We start from the raw sequence: 19,062 nt of genomic DNA, 5'->3' as shown, positions 1-19,062 counted from the left end.
ATGGCGTCTAATACACCGAATCTCGGATTGTTAAAAAAAGACCCGGCAATAGACGGAAACGATACTTTTAACATCGAGACGATGCTGAACGAAAATTGGGACAAGATTGATGTCGCACTCGGTGACGGAAACATCTCGGATGCGAAAATAGGAACACGAACGATTGATGATAACGTCCCGGCAGCCGCAGGGGCTGATACGCCTGCGCGGCTTTGGAGCAAACTCGGAAACGTTTTAAAAGGATTGATGGGTACGGCGAATTGGTACACCTTACCTTCGATGACGATTTCGTCGATTATTACACTGCTCGGCACGTTAGCTCCAAAAGCTTCGCCTGCGTTAACGGGTACTCCGACGGCTCCGACAGCTGCGACCGGCACTAATACGACGCAGATCGCGAATGCGGCATTTGTTCAGGCGGCGCTCAGTGGCGCGAATAACCAGTCTGTAACGAAAATTAAAGCCGCGCAGCTAAAAACCGATACTCGCACAACTACCCTAACGTATACGAACGGTGTATTAACTGGCGTTGTCGAATCGGACGGAGGAACGCCGGTCAAAACTACGACGTTGAATTACACAAGCGGCATACTGACAAGCGTGGTCGAAGCAGCTGGAGGAACTACGGTGACAACAACTCTCTCCTATACTAGCGGCACGCTGACAGGTGTAAGCAAGGCGGTGAGTTGATGAATAGCGTTGCTTATGCTATGGCTAATACGATAACCGTGACCGAAGGGGTTATGGTGACAAAGGCAGTAATGCCAACCGCGAGATCGTCTCCCACAGCTACGGAAATAAACGGAATCATATATGTTGTCGGGGGACAAAGCGGCTCGTCGTATCTAACCGCTAATCAAGCATACGACCCGGTATCAAATACGTGGTCAACTAAGGCCGCAAGCGGAACTGGTCGGTCACAGGCGACCGCTGCTGTAGTCAATGGCATCCTATACGTCATTGGAGGGTACGTAGGGAGTCCGGCAGGGCTGGCTATTAACCTGGCTTATGATCCCGTCGCAAACTCTTGGACGACAAAAGCCGCTATGCCTACTGCTAGGGGAGGTCTTCCTCCTGCGTCTGGAGTTGTTAATGGCATCATATATGTAATCGGCGGTTATAACGGTAGTTACTTAGGGACTAACCAAGCCTATGATCCCGTTGCGAACTCCTGGACAACAAAAGCAGCCTCAAATAGTACGGTGGCTTCCGCAGTAACGGAGGCAATAGGCGGCAAGGTGTATCAAGTTAGTGGCTACGATACCGACTATTATCCAACGTCTAATCGAGTATATGACCCTGTTGCAAATACGTGGGCAGCGGCGGCTAATATCCCAACACCAAGGAAGTTAGCGGCTTCAGGCGTACTCAACGGTAAAATGTACGTTTCGGGCGGTCAGCCTACTAATTCGACAGTCATGTCGTCCGTCCAAGTATTTGATCCCATTTCCAATACGTGGGATTCAGACAGATCCCTCCTTACCGCTAGACAATCCGTTGCCGGGGCGGCGGCTAACGGGAAGTTTTACACTTTCGGCGGTTGGACAGGCTCTGCTTCCGGGGTGAATGAGGAACTAACTCCGGCCTCCGTTTCCAGTAAGGAAACATTAATGGCCTACCTCGAAGGAGTCTGCAACGACTCTATCGGGTACGCATTAGCTGGTAATGTTACTGTGGCGGCGTGGACAGCTAAGGCCGATGCACCTACCAATATCAGTGCTACCGATATAATCGACGCTATTAACGGGGTGCTATATGTTGTGGGAGGTTCTGGAGGATCGACAGCAACACGCGCTTATGACATTGCTACTGATACATGGTCTTCTAAAGCCGCGCTGCCTGAGAGCAAAATAGGCGGATTCGGTGGCGCCATCAATGGAATTTTGTATGCGGTTGGTGGGTTTGCGGCCTCTACGTCCTCGTCGTTTACTACCAATTATGCATACGATCCTGCTGCAAATTCGTGGTCAACGAAGGCAGCTATGGGAACGGCGAGGTCATATGCTGGTGCGGCTGTGTATAACGGACTGCTGTATGTAATCGGAGGCTATAATGGGTCGTCCTACCTTACAATAAACCAATCCTATGACCCTGCTGCAAACTCATGGACAACTAGAACGGCAATGACAGGCGGGAAATATACGTTCGCTTGTGCAGAGGTCGGTGGGAGCATCTATGCAACGGGAGGATCGAATGCGACGGCCTATCTTGCGACTAACTACGCCTATTCTGTATCGGGTAACGTGTGGTCAACGAAAGCTGCCCTTCCTGTCGCTGGTAGTATGTTAAATGGAGCAGGGGTGGAAGGCAATCTTTTTATAATCGGTGGTCAGTCCAACTATGATTCAGATAGGAGGGTGCAAACCTATGATCCTGTCGGGAATGTATGGGATCATGCGCCGATGCTAATAACAGGCAGACAGAGCGCGGCAGCTATTGAATATGACGGAAAAATCTATGTTGTGGGAAACAATATCGGTGCTACACAAAAGAAATTAGAAGTGTACGGCGGCGCTGCGGCTGACACAGGGGCGTTAAAAGCGTGGTTAGCCGCTTCTTAAAAATAAATTAAACAATTACTGGAGGTATTTTATATGTTGGATGCAATTCAAATTTTGAAAGAAGTAAACGAACTGGGCGCGACGAAAACGTTGGCTGAGGTGGACGCGGTTTTGGCAGCGTACGACTACCCGGCATTGAGAACAGCGGAAAGGACTCGCTTTCAGGTCAGTTTGTGGGATAAAGTTTCGCCAATTAACGGAGTACCAGCTGACGTTGTCGGAGCGGACGTGCCAATCGGCGGCGAGGTTTATTTGATTCACATTGACGGTAATCTCGTATTTATGCAGAAGCATGATTCGGAGCAAATGGGATTCGTTGCTATGGACGCTCAAACTGCGACCGCAAAGGCGGATGCTTTTATCGCGCAATTGGTCGAGGAAGCGATCGACACGCGATTGAAAAGCGAAGTCATGCGACAATTATTGTAATGATTAATCTATGGCGTTCTCTATCGGGGAGCGCCTCTTTAATTTTTACAGAGGAGGCAGTCGCGTGGATCAAAATATTATTTCTATTATTGCAGTAGTAGGTACGCTCAGCGGCATCGCTCTGGGATGGCTCGGGAAGGTTCGTTCAGTCCAACAAGACACAGTGGCAGATGTAAGTAAGGATGCAGCGCTGCAAGCGGATATGGCTTATCTTAAGCGGGGCATCGACGATCTGCGTGTTGAGATCAAGGTGCAGGGACAGCATTATAACGAGTTGTCGGAGAAGGTCATTAGGCTGGACGAGAGCTTGAAATCCGTGTATAAGCGTGTAGATAAATTGGAGGTGCGACAATGATCAGCTGGAAACGCAAACTGGCAAGTCGCAAGTTTTGGGCGCTCGTATCTGCTGTGGCTACGAGCGTTATTGTTTTGGTAGGAGCTGGCGAAGAGGCTGCCGTAAAGATTACAGGTTTGATTTCGGCAGTTGGCAGCGTCGCCGTGTACATCTTGGCTGAGGCGCATGTCGATGCAAAGCGAAGCGCTGAAGAGGAGGTGGTAGCCGCAGATGCAGAGGCCTAAACTAATTGCATTATGTGACGGGCATGGAATGGAAACAGCGGGAAAACGCACGCCAACGTTTCCTGATGGCCGAGTAATGAAAGAAAATGAATTTAATCGACGCGTCGTTAAACTGCTGGCCAAGCATTTGGAACGATGCGGCTTTAAGGTGCTGCTCGTCGCTCCTGCCGATGTCGATACGCCGCTTAAGGCGCGTACTGATGCGGCCAATGAAGCTAATGCAGATTTTTACGTTAGCATCCACGCCAACGCAGCCGGCGTTGAATGGAATAGTGCGCGCGGATTGGAAACGTATTATTACGCCAGTTCCGAAGCCAGCAAAAAAGCAGCTGAGATTTTGCATCGGCACTTGATCGCAGGCACGGCGCTTCCGAACCGCGGTGTGAAGTCTGCTGATTTCCATGTGCTGCGTGAGACTAACATGCCTGCGGTGTTGATCGAGGCAGGTTTCATGACGAATCTTGAAGATGCGCAACTATTGCTTTCCGAAGCGTACAGATCGGAGTGTGCGGAAGAGCTGGCGCGCGGGATCTGCGAATTTTTTAGTACCGTCTACAAAAGGGAAGCCGAAGTACAGACATCTGTGTTGAAGCCAGTCGATACCTATGTGAACGGGAAAAAGCTCGCTGACGGCCTATACGATGATAAGACTGGCATTACTTATGTGCCTGTGCGTCTTATTGCAGAAGCGCTTGGCGCAGCTGTGATATGGGATGGAAGCAAAAACCGCGTTGATTTGAAATGCTAGAGCATATACCGGCTGCTTGGCAAGCAAGCAGTCGGCTGACTTGCCCCTTCCCGCTAAACATCCCCTTCTACAATCCATCCTATTTATCACTCCCAACAGTCACTTTTTCCCCTCTCCCCAGCATGCGCACATTTTTTTCCTCAGCCCATTCGCTGTAGGTTTTTCCACATAAGATACATATGTACCTTCGCAAACAGCTTCCGTACAAACAGACATCCGTTACAGATCACGGGGTTAAATGCGAAAGGCACACCCTAACCTTTTTCCTCCCTTATTTCTTTTCACAAAGGAGATGAACAAATGAGCTATGGAGTAGGTAACGCCGGCGCTGGCTGCGGCGGACACGTTGGCGGCGCTTTTACAAGCGTTGGAGTCATTCTTGTCCTCTTTATTCTTCTTGTCATTATCAGCCGTTCCATCTTGTGCTAGTCGCTAGCGATTAGCTGGGAGCAATATGGCGTGGCCGCCACAATCTAATTATAGATAAAGACAAACTCTCAAGACTGGCAGTCTTGGGGGTTTGTTTGCGTCGAAGCGATTATCCCGCTGTAACAGCCGTAACAATTACGATATAATAGCATCAACAGCGAGCGTTAATAAACTTCGAATATAAAGAGGGTTAGAAAGCGATGGACAACACGAAAGCATTAATACCGGTACACTTGCTGTCGGGCTTCCTTGGCAGCGGCAAGACGACGCTGCTCACGGCTTTGCTGGAGCATTGCCGCAATGATGGTTTAAAAGCGGCCGTCATAATGAATGAGCTTGGCGACATTAATTTGGACGGACAGCTCGTCGATGGCGATGTGCCGATGTCGGAAATGCTAAGCGGCTGCATTTGCTGCACGATCCGCGGCGATTTGAGCATGGAGATTAAAGCGCTGATGGACGAGCATCAGCCTGACATTATATTTATCGAATCTACGGGCGCAGCCAATCCGATCGAAATATTGGACGGCGTTACGGAAGCGGCCATGTATTGCCGAATCGAGCTGCTGTCGGTAATTACGGTCGTTGACGGACCCGAGCTGCTGCAACGCAGACGAAGCGGCAAAGGCCGGACGTATAAGCTGATGCAGGAGCAGATTCGCTGCGCAACGCGGCTGCTGTTGAACAAAGCGGATAAGCTGGAGCCGGATGAGCTGGTCGAAGCGCAGCAGCTTCTCAGAGATTTGAACGAGCATGCGCCGATTATGGCTACGATTCGCTGCGCGGTGGATGATTGGAACTGGCTGCTGGCAAACCAGAAGCCGTATGAGGCTTCGCCGCAACACGCTGACCATTCAGCAGATTGCGGGTGCGGGCATCAACATGATCATGGCGATCACCATCATATGCATGAGCATGTGATGGCGCTGACGCATTATCTGCGCGGTCCGGTCGACAGCGAAGCTTTCGAAGCGCTGCTTAAACGCCTTCCGGACAATATTTACCGCGCCAAAGGAATCGTTACGTTCTCGGATACGGCGAGCCGATTTCTTTTTCAATACGCTTATCGCGAATCGGACTTTATGCGTATCACGCCGCAAGGCGAAGTGAATGACGTTGCCGTGTTTATCGGCGAGCATTTCTCCAAAGATGGGCTTCTCGCGGAATTGAACCGGCTGGAGAGCGGCGGCGACAATTGTTAGGACGCATGTCTATTCGTCATGATGGTTGGGAAAAATAACCCATTAGAAGCGTTTCGATGCTTCTTAACGAACACATCATGAAGGAATGGAAGGGTTGTGGCAAGCATCATGAGAGCAAAACAGTTCGCTGCGGCGCTGGCCGGCGCCTTGCTGATTATAGCTGTACCGGCATACGCGGCTCAGCCTGAGGCGGCACAAACCGAAAAGCAGCAGCCAAGCGGCAAAGATGGCGGCGATCAGTCGCAGCAATCGAGATCGGAAGACGGCTGGCAGTTTGGGCAAGGGCATAAGCATCATCATGGAAATCCGCCTTCTGCGGCCAATATAGAAGAGCATCGGCTGGCGAAGCTGCGCTATATGGCGAACTATTTCGGCATCAGCACGGAGGGCAAGACAGTCGAACAGCTTAAGACCGAGCTTCAAGCGGCTAAAGTAAAGGACAAGGCGAAATGGGAAGCATTTAAAGCCGAGCATCGAGCCAAAAGGCTGGAACATTTGCGCCGTATAGCCGGCGAGCATGGGATTGCGACGGAAGGGAAAACGTCGGATCAATTGCTGGATGAGCTTCGCAAGCTGCGCCGCGCTGAAGAGAAGAAGCAAACCGAATCGAATGCGGCGAAGGAAAGCAAGACGTAAGCGGCAGACCTTCGATATGAATAAGGCTGGAACGATGTTTTTCACCTGCGTGTACAACGCAGGTGAAGACATCGTTTCCAGCCTTTACTTATTATTACAGAGGAATAGAGAAGGAACTACTATAATAAATTTCGACAAATATTGTCGATTGGGTTGATTTTAACTTCTATTTAATTATGATATTAACAATTGAATTTATATTAATTTGTCAAGTATACTAGAAATGGATCATATTTTGACATAAATAGTCGAATGGAAGTGCCGGTCCAAATCAGGGGGTGGAAACAACTTTGAGGAAATTGAGGCTCAGCATTGCACAGAAGCTTATTACGGCATTGGGAGCGCTCATGCTGCTGTCTTTCACCTTGCTCTTGTGGTTCCATTTGGTTAAGCTCTACGATGCCAATTTAAAGCAAGGAGAGCTGCTTGCGCAAAAGCAGTCTATTACATATATCGGAAGTTTCACAAAAAATGTGAACGATACGTTAACCCAGCTTGAGTCGATGCGCACGGCTATGCTTCATATGCGTCTGAATGATGAGCCGAACAGAGACTCGGTTGTAACGATGCTTGAGGTTATGGTTGTTGAAAATCCTCATTTGCTTGGCGCCTTTACGATCTGGGAACCGGATGCATTTGATCAAAATGACGCAGGTTACCACGGGGTTGAAACTTATGAGAGCGAGACCGGACGATTCGCTCCTTATGTCGTTCGTATGAACGGCATGATTCAGAGCATGCCGATCGTCGATTACGATTTGCCGACATCCGATTACTATCAAATTCCGAAACAAACGAATCGGTTCACCTTGCTGGATCCTTATACATATATCGTGAACGGCGAACCGATGATCATGACTTCCCTTGTGGTGCCGATCATTGATGACAGCGGTCATTTTCTTGGTATTGTCGGCGCCGATTTCTCGTTGCCAATGCTTCAAAGAGAGGTTGAGAAAGTGCAGCCTCTGGACGGCTATGCAAGCATTATTACGTCAAATAACCATTATTTAGTCAACGGCAAGCATCCGGAGCTGGCAATGCAACCCTATGAGATGTGGCCGGGCGGAGTAAGCTTGGACGAGATTAAGCAAAAAGCGGAAAAGCCGTTTTACACCAAGGACTTGGATGGTTCAGGCACTGTGCTTCGCATGTTCTATCCGATCCAGATTGAAGATTATACGTGGTATTTCGAAGTGGTCATACCGAAGGAGAATATGCTGACAGAGTATCGCAGAAGCTTGTGGAATTCGATAGCGATCTCGGTTGCCGCTTTAGCGGCGATTGCCGTATTGATGGTGCTGCTGCTTCGGAAAATCGTACTGCAAAACATTCAGAAGGTTGCTCATGTTTCTGAAGCGCTTGCTATGGGCGACCTGAAGCAAAAGCTCGATATCCGTTCCAATGACGAATTTGAACATATGGCTAATCAGTTTAACCGAATGATCGAATACCGCAAGGAAGCCGAGGAGCTCATTGAGTTTCAGGCGACGCATGATTTGCTGACCGGAATTCCCAACCGTTACGGCTTTACGCGTTATTGGGACGGGAAGGTCGCGTCTGCTATGCGGGATGGCGATTATCAAAGCCATACCGCGCTTCTGTACATCGATCTTGACCGGTTTAAAATTATTAACGATACGCTCGATTATTCGATGGGCGACTTGCTTCTTAAGCAAATCGCGAAGCGGGTTGCTGCAGTCGTCAGCCCAAGCAGCCCGCAAGCGCACTCCGGCTATTCCGGCAAAGTGTTCCGGTTTGGCGGAGACGAATTTGTTGTGCTGCTGGAGGATATCAGCCATCTGCATCAAGCGCGAATGGCGGGCGACGATATTTTACAAGCGATTGCGGAGCCGATTAAATCGAAGGGGCGTTTGTTTTATATTACGGCAAGTATCGGAATGAGCGTCCACCATGAGCTTGAGCAAGGAAGCGGAGATCGTCTGGTGAAGGAAGCGGATATCGCTCTCTACATTTCGAAAAAACAACGCAATACTTGCACGCTTTACACGCCGTCTCTAAATGATGTGCCCAAGAAGGAAATCGTGCTGGAGAACAGCCTGAACGCAGCGCTGGAGGACAATCAATTTACACTCGTCTATCAGCCCAAAATCGAGCTGTCCACCGGACGCGTATACGGCGCGGAGGCGCTCATTCGCTGGAAGCATCCCGAGCTTGGCATGGTGTCGCCGCTTGAGTTCATTCCGCTTGCGGAAAGAACAGGCTTTATTATTCCGCTTGGCGAATGGGTGCTTCGTCAAGCCTGCAAGCAGATCAAGCTATGGGAGCAGGCGGGCATTACCGCATTGCCGATCAGCGTCAACATGTCGATGATCCAGTTTCAGCAGAAGCATATCGTACATACGATCGAGAGCATTATTTCCGAAGCGGGAATCAGGCCGGAGCAGCTTGAACTCGAATTAACCGAGTCGATCTTCATGGACAATCCGGAGCATACGCTAAAAATATTGCATGAGCTCCAAAGGCTTGGCGTTCAGCTGTCGCTCGATGATTTTGGCACGGGCTATTCGTCGCTAAGCTATTTGCAAAGCATTCCGCTCCATTACTTGAAGCTGGACAAAAGCTTTATCCATGAGATCGTTTCGGATATTAAGAAGCAAATGATTTTTAAATCGCTGGTCGTCATCGCCCATAACCTGAATATGAAGGTCGTAACGGAAGGCGTCGAGACGATGGAAGAGCTTGAAATTATTCGTAAGCATAAATGCGATTTGGTGCAGGGTTATTATTACAGTCCGCCAGTGCCCCCGGACGCGTTTGTAACCGTTTTTGAATCTGCCGCTTCCGCAGCGGAGCAGAGCGAGTAACGAAAGGATCATTTGAATGTCTGGCTATAAACCGCCCGCTCAGGGCGGTTTTTTTGCGCGGAAAATAATATAAAATAAGACAAAGTTGATTGAACTGTTACATTCAAGGGATTTGGTCCGTCTTACGTATAGCTTAAGCGAAGCGGTTGCCGCTTCATTATAAACAAGGAGTGACTTTGAGCTCCGCTCAAAGATCCTGATGTCAGGAGGCTACACAAGTGGAACATTCGGCGCCGGATATGTTTCGACAGCTGTTTGACCAGCATTACCCGTCGGTTCGACGGAAGCTTATTGCGCTAGTAAGAGATGAAGCCGCAGCCGACGATATTGCGCAGGAAGTGTTTTTGAAGCTTTATCGCAATCCGCCTGAGCAGTTGGAGGCCGTTGGCGCCTGGCTGCATCGGGTATTGACGAGACAAGCCTATGATTATATGGACAAGAAAGCGCGCGAGAGAGCGCTCATCCAGAAGTCGGAGCGCCAGATGATGGCTGAGCCGCAAGCCTATCAGTCGAATGAGCAGACGGTTATAGACAAGGATGAGCAGGAACAAGTTCAGCAGCTTTTGGAATTGTTGCCGGAGAGGGATCGCAAGCTGCTCCTGCTCAGATATTCCGGTTACAGCTATTCGGAAATAGCGGATAAGCTCAAGCTGCAAAAGCCGCAGGTCGGCACGATGCTCAAGCGAGCGGGGGATCGGTTCAAACGGCAAGCGCTGCAGACAGAAGGCGCAGTGCCTAATGATTGAGGGCAAATGGATGAAGCGGATTTTTGGACATTAATCAGCAACAACTAAAGGAGGATCTTGCGATGACAAACTATGACGAGGAGTCGGCGGAATTGGAACGGCAGCGGAAAGAAGAAGCTTGGTTGCGTTTGGAAGCTAAGCTTGCGGAGGCCGAGCCGTCACCGCGATGGGCCGAATGGGCTGAGGCGGAGCGGAGCCGGTCGGAAGAAAGGCCTTTCGCGCATGCAAATGAAGAAACGGAATCTCCAGCCGTTCAAACCGCTTCTGTATCGGAGGCGTCGGAACCGTTCATTCATGCTGGCAGGAATAACAAGGCTGCGAAGCGTACGGGAAAACGGAGCTGGATGAAGCGCCATATGTTGAAAGTGGGTACGGCAAGCGCAGCGGCGGTACTTGCGGCTATTATTGCTATTCCGTCTACGAATGAAGCTTTGGCAGCGCTTTTAAACCATTTTAAGATGGAAGAGGTCGTCGTCGTGCAAGAAAGCGACTTGGAGCAATTGCAGAGAATGTTCTTCGGCGACAACAATGTGGTCAATAAATTCGGTACATTTACGTACAAGACAAACGGCGATTATCGGGATGAATTGACGAATGAACAAATGCTGGCGGAATTCGGAGTCGTCAGACCGGACATTGATCTAAAAGGAGTGGGAAAAACGCAGTTCTCGAACGGCGCAGGTCCATCTTCCGAGTATACGTTAAAGCTGAATGTCGATGAGTTAAATAGCACGATGAGAAAGCTGGGAGCGGATAAGCTGCTGCCGCAATCGGTTGACGGCAAGGAGCTGAAGCTGACCACAGGCGAGACGCTTAACTTGTACTATCATGAAGAGCCGGAAGATAACGGAAGAATCAATCGGAGCGTAAGCGTTTATTATGAACAGCTTCCGACGATAAAAGTGGATCCTTCCATCGACGTACAGGATGCGCTCGATACGGTCGCTCGCTTGCCGGGGCTTCCGGGCAATATTCGCACAGCGATCGTACAATCGGCTAGAATTGAGGAAGGAAAGCTTCCGTATCCGCAATTCACGAATGGACAGCTTGAGAAAGTGACGATTAACGGGGAAGATGTTTATTTTGAACGATTTGATAACAATGCCGACTTGGAAGAGTGGAGCGCTTTCTGGATTTCAGACGGCATGAAAACTAGCGTATATTCGAACGGCATTGAAGATCGTCAGGATGTTGAACAAATCGTAGCGGAGATTATTGCCCATGACTAATGCAGCAATTGAAACAAACGGAATAACCAAAGATTACGGAGACGGCCGCGGCGTTCGCGGCGTCTCTCTTCGCGTTGAAGCGGGCGAAGCATTCGGATTTCTTGGACCGAATGGAGCGGGGAAAAGCACGCTTGTCAAAATGCTCGTCGGCTTGATCGAGCCGACGGCCGGCTCCGCGCGCCTTCTCGGCATGGCAGCCGGGAGCGTTGAAGCTAGGCGCGTGATCGGGTACTTGCCGGAGCTGTTCCGCTATCCGCATTGGCTGACCGGCGAAGAAGTGCTTCGTTTTCATGCCGAGCTGTGCGGCATGGACCGTATTGCCGCCAAGCAGCGCATTTTTCGACTTCTGGATGAAGTTGGAATCGGCAGCCGCGGCAAGGACCGGATCAAAGGCTATTCGAAGGGGATGCAGCAACGGCTTGGATTGGCTAGCGCCTTGCTCGGCGATCCGGAAATCGTCTTTTTGGACGAGCCGGCATCTGCGCTTGACCCGGTTGGACGCTATGAGGTGCGTGAGCTGCTTATGCGATTGCGGGGAAAAGGCAAGACGATTTTTCTCAACTCTCACTTGCTAGAAGACGTTGAGATGCTTTGTGACCGCATTGCTTTATTGAACAATGGGAATATTTTGGCGAACGGGTCTATACAGGACGTTCTTTGCTCTCGCAACGTTTGGCGTGTACGCGTTGGCGGCTTTACGCCTCTCGTGCTTGATTGGCTTGCCGAAACCACGGGACTGTCCGTTAAGATCGTTCCTGACGCGGAAGAGGCTGCGCAGGATGACGGAACAGTATGGCTGGAAGCGGCGATCGACAATGCCGAGCAAGTCGGCTTGCTGAACTTCCGGCTGATCGAACAGGGACTGACGCTGTACGAATCGCATAAACACGCCTCTCGATTGGATCAATGGTTTGTCCAAGCGGTTTCCGGCCTGGAGCATAGGGGGGAAAGACGATGAACGCGGTATGGCGACTTACTTGGACGGAGCTGCTTCGTAAGCGTGTGACATTGATGACTATTGTGATGACAGCTATATTTTTGATCGCGTTCTGGTTTGTCTCAAGAGCCATTGTAGGAGAGCAGCTTGGACCGCAAAACGAACTGTCGATCGCAGATAATTTGTTTAACCGATTTAGCTTTGGCTCGGTCATATTGTCGTTGGGCTTTTTCTTTGGCGCATTTGCGGTTGCCTTTCTTGCTATTTTCAGCTCGGTATCGGCTGTTATGGGAGAAGCGGAGCATGGCGTGCTGCAATCGGTGCTGGCCCGGCCGCTGCCGCGCTGGAAATGGTATATTGCCCGCTGGTTCGGGTTTACGGTGTTCGGTATCGGTTATACGGCTATTATGTTTATCGCAATTGTGTATATAGCTTGGCTGCAGACAGGGTTAAGGCTGGAAGCGTTCGTTATGTTTAAAGCGTATTTGCTGTTTGCTTCTGTCGTTCCGTTGTTTGTATCGCTTACGATGCTTGGCTCTTGCTATTTGTCTGCATTGGGGAATGGCATCGGCATGACGATGCTGTACGGACTTGGCTGGCTCGGGAGCATGATTGAGCGGGTATCGGATACCGGGCTCACTACTGAAGAAGGTTTACATTCATTAAAGACGATTACGGGTATAATAACGCTCATTATGCCTTCAGATGCGCTGCAGCAGCGTATGCTGGGGGAGCTGCTCTCTGTCCGCGACCTGGCCGGCGCCATAGATGTTGGCGGCTCTTCCGCGCTCAGCTTGTTTATGATGGCGACGCCGCCGTCTAATACGTTTCTTGTTTACGCGGCCATTTACACCGTTGTCATCTTGCTGGCGGGACTGCTCGTCATTCAGAAGAAAGATTTTTAATCGAAAGGGGCTGTCCCAAAAGTCTTTAGACTTTGGGGCAGCTCTTTTCGCTACACAGTCACTGCTGAAAGGCAACTGTGCAGGCGAATGTTCTTACGATCGCTGTGCTCTTACGGATTCCTTGAACAAATGGGTTAAGGTTGGAATCCGAAGAGCAAGGCGAACGCTAACGCTTCTTCAGAATCATTCGTCTGCTCCGTTGCTGGACAGTTATTTATCAAAATGAACAAAAAAAGAAACAGCTTTTTGGTAAAATGGAGGTACCACCCAACCATTCCAAAGGAGCTGTTTCTTTTGTACATCCAATATACCATGGATCAACTTTGCCTGCCAATGAACCTCGAAGAGGATATTCCTCCGAATCATCTCGTTCGCGTCGTCAACGCTGCTGTAAACCGTCTCTACTACAAGATCTTTGCCGATGCTTATCCGGGCGGTGGTCGAGATAGTTATCACCCCAAAATGCTAACCAAAGTGATCATTTATGCATACACGCAGCGGATCTACTCTTCCCGCCAAATCGCAAAGGCGGTTCGCGAGAACCTCATGTTCATGCGGATCGCGGGCAGACAACGCCCAGATTTCCGCACCATTAACCGCTTTCGGTCCGAGCGAATGAAGACCGTACTTGAGCACATGTTCACTGCCATGCTTCAATTTCTCATCGAAGAAAGCTACGTTAAGCTGGAGCATTACTTCGTCGACGAAACCAAAATCGAAGCGAACGCGAACCGCTACACCTTCGTTTGCCACGAAACGTCATTGCCGACGCAGGATATGGCGGCGAAGAAAACTACGCGTATTTGGAGAGCGAACAACTGGAAGCATTCGTGAAGTACAGCACGTACCACAAGGAAAAATCGAAGAATTGGCAGCAAGATATAAGTAAGCTGGACAATTGGCAGTATGACGAAGCCGAAGATACATGGACATATGCAGCTGGACGCAAGCTATTGTTTCGTTATGAAAGTAAAGAGACAACGGAAAGCGGATATGAAATTCGAAAGCGGCACTACCGAAGCGAAAACTGTAAAGAGTGTCCACTCCGAGAAGCGTGTACGAAAGCAAAAGGAAATCGAGAAATTAGCGTAAGTCTGAAGTATCAGCATTACAAGCACCAAGCGCGCGAGAAACTAAGGAGCGAGGAAGGGTATGCGTTGTCGGTTCGAAGAATGATCGAACCGGAAAGCGTATTTGGACAATTGAAGAACAACCGGGGATTCCGGCGTTTTCTGCTTCGAGGCTTAAGCCTCGAGGTCGGTTGGCTTTCGCTTGCCCATAATCTGCTCAAAAAAGCGGAAATAGACGAAAAAGACAGAAATGGCGGTGCAGGGATAACCATCCTGACACCGCCATTTTGCTAAAAATATGATATTTTGTTAAGCAAGCTGTCACATCAAGCCAGCGGGATCTACTTATGGGTCAGCCGTTATTTTTGTTTGAGTGCAGGTGATTGCCGGCTAGATCGTCCAGCTGGAGTGAACGATCGCGCTGACATACCAAGCTGCCCCTTCTTGCTCAAGCACAAGAATCAGGCTCTCCCAATCCATTCCCTCATACTGCGGATCGAAGCCGCTGAAATGATACTCGACTGTTGTGCTCTCCGGAAATACATCGGTAATATTCACGAGCGTATTTCCCTTTCCGACAAAAGCGTTAACGTTTACCGATTCGGCGTTGGCAAAGTCGCGGTCGTAAATAAACTTGTCATAGTATTCCCCGTAGGTAAGTCCAATCGGCTCACCCGAACCGTCATAACTTCCCCATTGGTATACGGTCTGATCGTTTAGAGTCGGCAAGTCTTCCGCTTGAAAGGTCAGGACATTGGCGGAATCGATATGAGCATAGGGGGAGAACAATACCCCTTTAACCGGATGAATGAAACTGACCAACGTTTCTTCGTCTTTTTCCTTGAGCGCGGCGATGATGCTTTGCGCTGTTTCTTCGGCGGACAGCGCCTGCTGAGGCTCTGCCGGGGGCTCAGGCGATGGAGATACCGTCGTCGGTAATGGCTCAGAAGGTGACGGCGACGAGGTGGCGCTTGGCGCTGCAGACGATGGAGAGGCAGACGGCGGAACACTTTCGGCTGGGCCATTCCCGGCCGTTGAACACGCGGCAGTAATGATCGCTATTAGAAGCATGATGGACATACTGCGTAACATGGCGGACATCGTCATCAAGACAATCACTCCGTTCTGGATAGAAAGTATCGGTATTATTATAGTAACCACTCTGACGTAAAGAAGACGGTATTGTTGCGAGCATGCAGCCTATTTTTGCATTCTTGGGCAAAACAATATTTGATTGCATGTCCGGTATCGATTTGATAAAATGAATTTCGATATATTTAGTAAAATTATTAACTAAAATTAGTTGGTGAATGCGATGGCAACCATAAAGGACATTGCGCAAAAAGCAGGCGTATCGTCCGCAACTGTTTCTCGCGTGTTGAATAATGACGTTTCTCTTTCCGTTAGCGAGGATACGAAAGAACGCATTTTTGCAATCGCGGAGCAGCTGCAATACAAGCCTGCCAGATTAAAGCGGCTGAAGCAGGAGAGCATGTTGTCCAATCGGGAGATTGGCATGCTGCTCGGTTTCTCCCTCGATTACGAAAGCAGCGACCCTTACTTTGCTTCAATCCGAAGAGGAATCGAGCACCGCTGCGAGGAACTCAGCCTTAGCATCGGCAAGGTTTGGCGCTCCAACAGCGCGATGGATTTGCATCCAATGCCGCAGCTAAGCGGGTTAATTGTGGTCGGCAATTTCAACAAGGAAGAGATCAGACATCTCATCGGTGACAATGATAAGGTCGTGCTCGTCGATCATCGCGGGCGTATTGCCGGTTACGACTCGATTCATCTGCATTTCGAGCAGGCGGTGAAGGAAGTCGTAGAGCATTTGCTGTCGCTCGGGCATAAGCGAATCGCTTTTATCGGCGGCAGCGGCGATGGCGAATATGAACCGCGGCTGCTGTATTTCAAGCAGCAATTGAGTGACAAGGGTATGCTCGATCCTGAGCTTGTCATTCAAACGGGCGAATGGTCGACGAATAGCGGCTACGAGCAAATGCGCCAGCTGCTTCAGCGCGAGAATCGGCCTACAGCTTGCTTTATCGGCAGCGATCCGATGGCGATCGGCGCGCTGAGGGCTTTGCATGAGGAAGGCATCGCGGTGCCTGGGCAAATGGCAATTGTCGGCTTCGATGACATTGAAATGTCGGCATTCGTGAGCCCGCCTCTGACAACGGTGAAAGCCTATCCCGAACAAATGGGCAAAACGGCCGTACAACTGCTGCTTGAGCGGATCGAAGGACGGGAAGCGCCGATGCAAGTGACGATGGACACGGCGCTTATCGTTCGTGAAAGCTGCGGGGGAGTTCCTTCCGCCTCATCCGCAAATCCGAATAACAATTGAATTGGAGGCTGCAACAATGGGAATTCGTTATGATGAAAGCAGTAAAATATTCCACTTACAATCGCTGGATACAAGCTATGTTATTCAAATCGTAGAAGGCGGTTATCCCGCGCATGTATATTGGGGACGCCGTGTTCGCGGAACGCGGCTTGAGCGGATGCTGGAGCTGACAACCCGCGTTTCTTTCAGCCCCTCGACGGATCCGGATCGCTTGGAAATTTCGCTCGATACGCTGCCGCATGAATATCCGGCATACGGCAACTCCGATTTCCGCTCGCCGGCCTATCAGGCGCAGCTTCCAAACGGAACGACCGTGACCGATCTTCGTTATGAATCGCACGAGATTCACAAAGGCAAGCCGGCTCTTGCAGGACTGCCTTCCGTTTATATCGAAAGCGAAGATGAGGCAGAGACGCTGGAGCTCACGCTGAAAGACGCTGTCTCAGGGCTCACGGTCGTGCTTGCCTACACGGTATTCGAGCAGCAAAACGCGATAACGCGCTCAGCGAAGCTCATTAACAACGGCACAGCGACGCTGCAGCTGCTCCGCGCTTTGAGCATGAGCCTTGATTTTGCCCATGACCGGTACGATCTCTTGCAGCTTTCCGGCACTTGGGGACGCGAACGCCATATTCACCGCCGCACTTTGGTGCCGGGCATGCAATCCGTAGAAAGCCGCCGCGGCTCGAGCAGCCATGTGCAAAATCCGTTTATCGCCTTGCTTGGCGAAGGGGCGGACGAGGATCATGGCGAAGTGTACGGCGTCAATCTTGTCTATAGCGGCAGCTTTTTCGCAGGCGTAGAGGTTGATCCTTATCATGATGCGCGCCTGCAAATCGGCATTAATCCGTTCGATTTCGGCTGGAGGCTGGAGCCGGGAGAGCAATTCCAAACCCCGGAGGCAGTGCTGGTTCACTCTTCGGAAGGCCTTGGCGGCATGTCGCGCACTTATCATGATCTGTATCGCACCCGGCTTATTCGCGGCCAATTCCGCGATAAGAGCCGGCCGATTCTTATCAACAACTGGGAAGCGACCTATTTCGAATTTACGGCAGACAAAATCGAAGCGATCGCGAAAGCCGGTCAAGCGCTTGGACTTGAGCTGTTTGTGCTTGACGACGGCTGGTTCGGCAAGCGGGATAACGACACGACCTCGCTTGGCGACTGGTTTGTCGATCGCAGAAAGCTGCCGAACGGACTTGAAGATTTGGTTGATCGGGTTCGCCGTCTCGATATGCAATTCGGGCTCTGGTTCGAGCCGGAAATGGTATCGCCGGAGAGCGAGCTGTACCGCGCTCACCCGGATTGGTGCCTTCATGTGGAAGGACACAGAAGAACGGTGGCTCGCGGACAGTTGATCCTCGACCTCTCCCGTGCTGACGTGCGCGACTATATCGTCGAGAGCGTGTCCAACATTTTGGCAAGCGCGCCGATTACGTACGTGAAGTGGGATATGAATCGCAATATGACCGAGATCGGCTCGGCGCTGCTTCCGGCTGAGCGGCAAAGGGAAACGGCGCATCGCTATATGCTCGGCGTGTATGAGGTGATGGAACGAATAACGTCCGCATTCCCGCACATCCTGTTCGAGAGCTGCTCGGGCGGCGGCGGCCGTTTTGATCCGGGCATGCTGTACTATATGCCGCAAACGTGGACAAGCGACAATACCGACGCTGTATCTCGTCTCAAAATCCAATACGGAACAAGTCTTGTCTATCCGATCAGCTCGATGGGATCGCACGTATCTGCCGTACCGAACCATCAGGTCGGGCGCATCACCCCTCTTGAGACACGCGGGAATATCGCGTTGTCCGGCAACTTTGGCTATGAGCTTGACCTGACGAAGTTTAGCGAAGAGGATAACGAGACGGTAAAAGCGCAAATTGCGCTTTACAAAGAAGTTCGCCATCTGGTGCAATTTGGCGATTTTTACAGGCTGAAAAGTCCATTCGAAGGCAATGATACCGCGTGGATGTTCGTATCAAAGGATAAAGCGGAGGCGCTTGTCGTTTATGCGTCGGTACTGAAGGAACCTAATCCGCAGCTTTCCCGATTCCGCTTGAAAGGACTTGATCCGGCACGCGAATATACGCTTCTGGCAAGCGGCGAAGCGTACGGCGGCGATGAACTGCTGTATACGGGAATTCCGATGCCGCACTTCCACGGCGATTATGAGAGCAAGGTGTATCGCTTCCAGGCGGTAAAATAGCAAAAAAAACGGGGCTGTCCCATAAGTCATGAAAATGACGATGGGATACCCCTTTTTTTATCTGGGTTAAACAGTAAACTGCTCATTTAAATGTTCTTCCGATCGCCATTGCTCAGGGATTCCTTTGAATCAACGAGGTAAGGTTGGGATCCCTTCACAAAAACGAACGCTGACGCTTCTCCAGAATCATTTAAATGCTCCGTCTACCCT

The 19,062-nt window shown here is 50.4% G+C and carries 17 protein-coding genes and 1 pseudogene; 17 read left to right on the top strand and 1 reads right to left on the bottom strand.

All coding sequences use genetic code 11. The features are described 5' to 3' along the window. From GOM71_RS18020 to GOM71_RS17955, 15 genes and pseudogenes are all read left to right on the top strand, one after another. Positions 1-690: a hypothetical protein gene (locus GOM71_RS18020; RefSeq protein ID WP_156283565.1), complete on the top strand. Its 690-nt coding sequence runs from the start codon at positions 1-3 to the stop codon at positions 688-690. Further along, the gene (locus GOM71_RS18015) at positions 690-2,561 is read left to right on the top strand and encodes a Kelch repeat-containing protein (protein WP_156283563.1); all 1,872 of its coding nucleotides are present in this window, start codon (positions 690-692) and stop codon (positions 2,559-2,561) included. Before GOM71_RS18020 ends, GOM71_RS18015 begins: the two co-directional genes overlap by 1 nt. A gap of 33 nt (positions 2,562-2,594) precedes the next feature. Next, positions 2,595-2,990: a hypothetical protein gene (locus tag GOM71_RS18010; protein ID WP_156283561.1), complete on the top strand. Its 396-nt coding sequence runs from the start codon at positions 2,595-2,597 to the stop codon at positions 2,988-2,990. Positions 2,991-3,054: 64 nt separating this feature from the next. Beyond that, the gene (locus GOM71_RS18005; protein ID WP_156283559.1) at positions 3,055-3,345 is read left to right on the top strand and encodes a hypothetical protein; all 291 of its coding nucleotides are present in this window, start codon (positions 3,055-3,057) and stop codon (positions 3,343-3,345) included. Then, positions 3,342-3,569: a hypothetical protein gene (locus GOM71_RS18000; RefSeq protein WP_156283557.1), complete on the top strand. Its 228-nt coding sequence runs from the start codon at positions 3,342-3,344 to the stop codon at positions 3,567-3,569. The genes GOM71_RS18005 and GOM71_RS18000 overlap by 4 nt, the downstream gene beginning before the upstream one ends. Next, positions 3,556-4,317 (top strand): N-acetylmuramoyl-L-alanine amidase, encoded by a 762-nt coding sequence (locus GOM71_RS17995; protein WP_156283658.1) that lies wholly within the window; start codon positions 3,556-3,558, stop codon positions 4,315-4,317. Before GOM71_RS18000 ends, GOM71_RS17995 begins: the two co-directional genes overlap by 14 nt. Before the next feature lie 300 nt (positions 4,318-4,617). Next, complete coding sequence (locus GOM71_RS24740) at positions 4,618-4,746, top strand: hypothetical protein (protein ID WP_301539642.1); 129 nt, start codon at positions 4,618-4,620, stop codon at positions 4,744-4,746. Positions 4,747-4,946: 200 nt separating this feature from the next. Then, a complete protein-coding gene (locus GOM71_RS17990; protein ID WP_156283555.1) occupies positions 4,947-5,948 on the top strand; it encodes a CobW family GTP-binding protein in 1,002 nt (333 codons plus the stop codon). Positions 5,949-6,056: 108 nt separating this feature from the next. Then, positions 6,057-6,584 (top strand): hypothetical protein, encoded by a 528-nt coding sequence (locus GOM71_RS17985; protein ID WP_156283553.1) that lies wholly within the window; start codon positions 6,057-6,059, stop codon positions 6,582-6,584. Positions 6,585-6,874: 290 nt separating this feature from the next. Then, a complete protein-coding gene (locus GOM71_RS17980) occupies positions 6,875-9,409 on the top strand; it encodes an EAL domain-containing protein (RefSeq protein WP_156283551.1) in 2,535 nt (844 codons plus the stop codon). A gap of 218 nt (positions 9,410-9,627) precedes the next feature. Next, on the top strand, positions 9,628-10,155 hold the full coding sequence (locus GOM71_RS17975; protein WP_367649684.1) for a sigma-70 family RNA polymerase sigma factor: 528 nt from the start codon (positions 9,628-9,630) through the stop codon (positions 10,153-10,155). Positions 10,156-10,217: 62 nt separating this feature from the next. Next, positions 10,218-11,384: a hypothetical protein gene (locus tag GOM71_RS17970; RefSeq protein ID WP_156283549.1), complete on the top strand. Its 1,167-nt coding sequence runs from the start codon at positions 10,218-10,220 to the stop codon at positions 11,382-11,384. Further along, positions 11,377-12,342, top strand: a complete 966-nt coding sequence (locus GOM71_RS17965) for an ABC transporter ATP-binding protein (RefSeq protein ID WP_156283547.1) — start codon at positions 11,377-11,379, stop codon at positions 12,340-12,342. The genes GOM71_RS17970 and GOM71_RS17965 overlap by 8 nt, the downstream gene beginning before the upstream one ends. Next, the gene (locus GOM71_RS17960) at positions 12,339-13,226 is read left to right on the top strand and encodes an ABC transporter permease subunit (RefSeq protein WP_156283543.1); all 888 of its coding nucleotides are present in this window, start codon (positions 12,339-12,341) and stop codon (positions 13,224-13,226) included. Before GOM71_RS17965 ends, GOM71_RS17960 begins: the two co-directional genes overlap by 4 nt. A gap of 294 nt (positions 13,227-13,520) precedes the next feature. Next, a pseudogene (locus GOM71_RS17955) lies at positions 13,521-14,564 on the top strand (transposase). A gap of 122 nt (positions 14,565-14,686) precedes the next feature. Here GOM71_RS17955 and GOM71_RS17950 read toward each other — a convergent pair. After that, the gene (locus GOM71_RS17950; RefSeq protein ID WP_216651772.1) at positions 14,687-15,376 is read right to left on the bottom strand and encodes a hypothetical protein; all 690 of its coding nucleotides are present in this window, start codon (positions 15,374-15,376) and stop codon (positions 14,687-14,689) included. A 235-nt stretch (positions 15,377-15,611) separates the two neighbouring features. On the opposite strand from GOM71_RS17950, the gene GOM71_RS17945 reads away from it, so the two are divergent. Together GOM71_RS17945 and GOM71_RS17940 are read left to right on the top strand one after the other, a co-directional pair. Then, complete coding sequence (locus GOM71_RS17945; RefSeq protein WP_156283539.1) at positions 15,612-16,643, top strand: LacI family DNA-binding transcriptional regulator; 1,032 nt, start codon at positions 15,612-15,614, stop codon at positions 16,641-16,643. Positions 16,644-16,659: 16 nt separating this feature from the next. Then, positions 16,660-18,852: an alpha-galactosidase gene (locus tag GOM71_RS17940; protein WP_156283538.1), complete on the top strand. Its 2,193-nt coding sequence runs from the start codon at positions 16,660-16,662 to the stop codon at positions 18,850-18,852. The last annotated feature ends 210 nt before the right edge of the window (positions 18,853-19,062 follow it).

It is taken from the genome of Paenibacillus sp. NEAU-GSW1 (genome assembly GCF_009737085.1).
GTDB lineage: Bacteria > Bacillota > Bacilli > Paenibacillales > Paenibacillaceae > Pristimantibacillus.
This window is presented reverse-complemented; position numbering and strand designations above follow the sequence as displayed.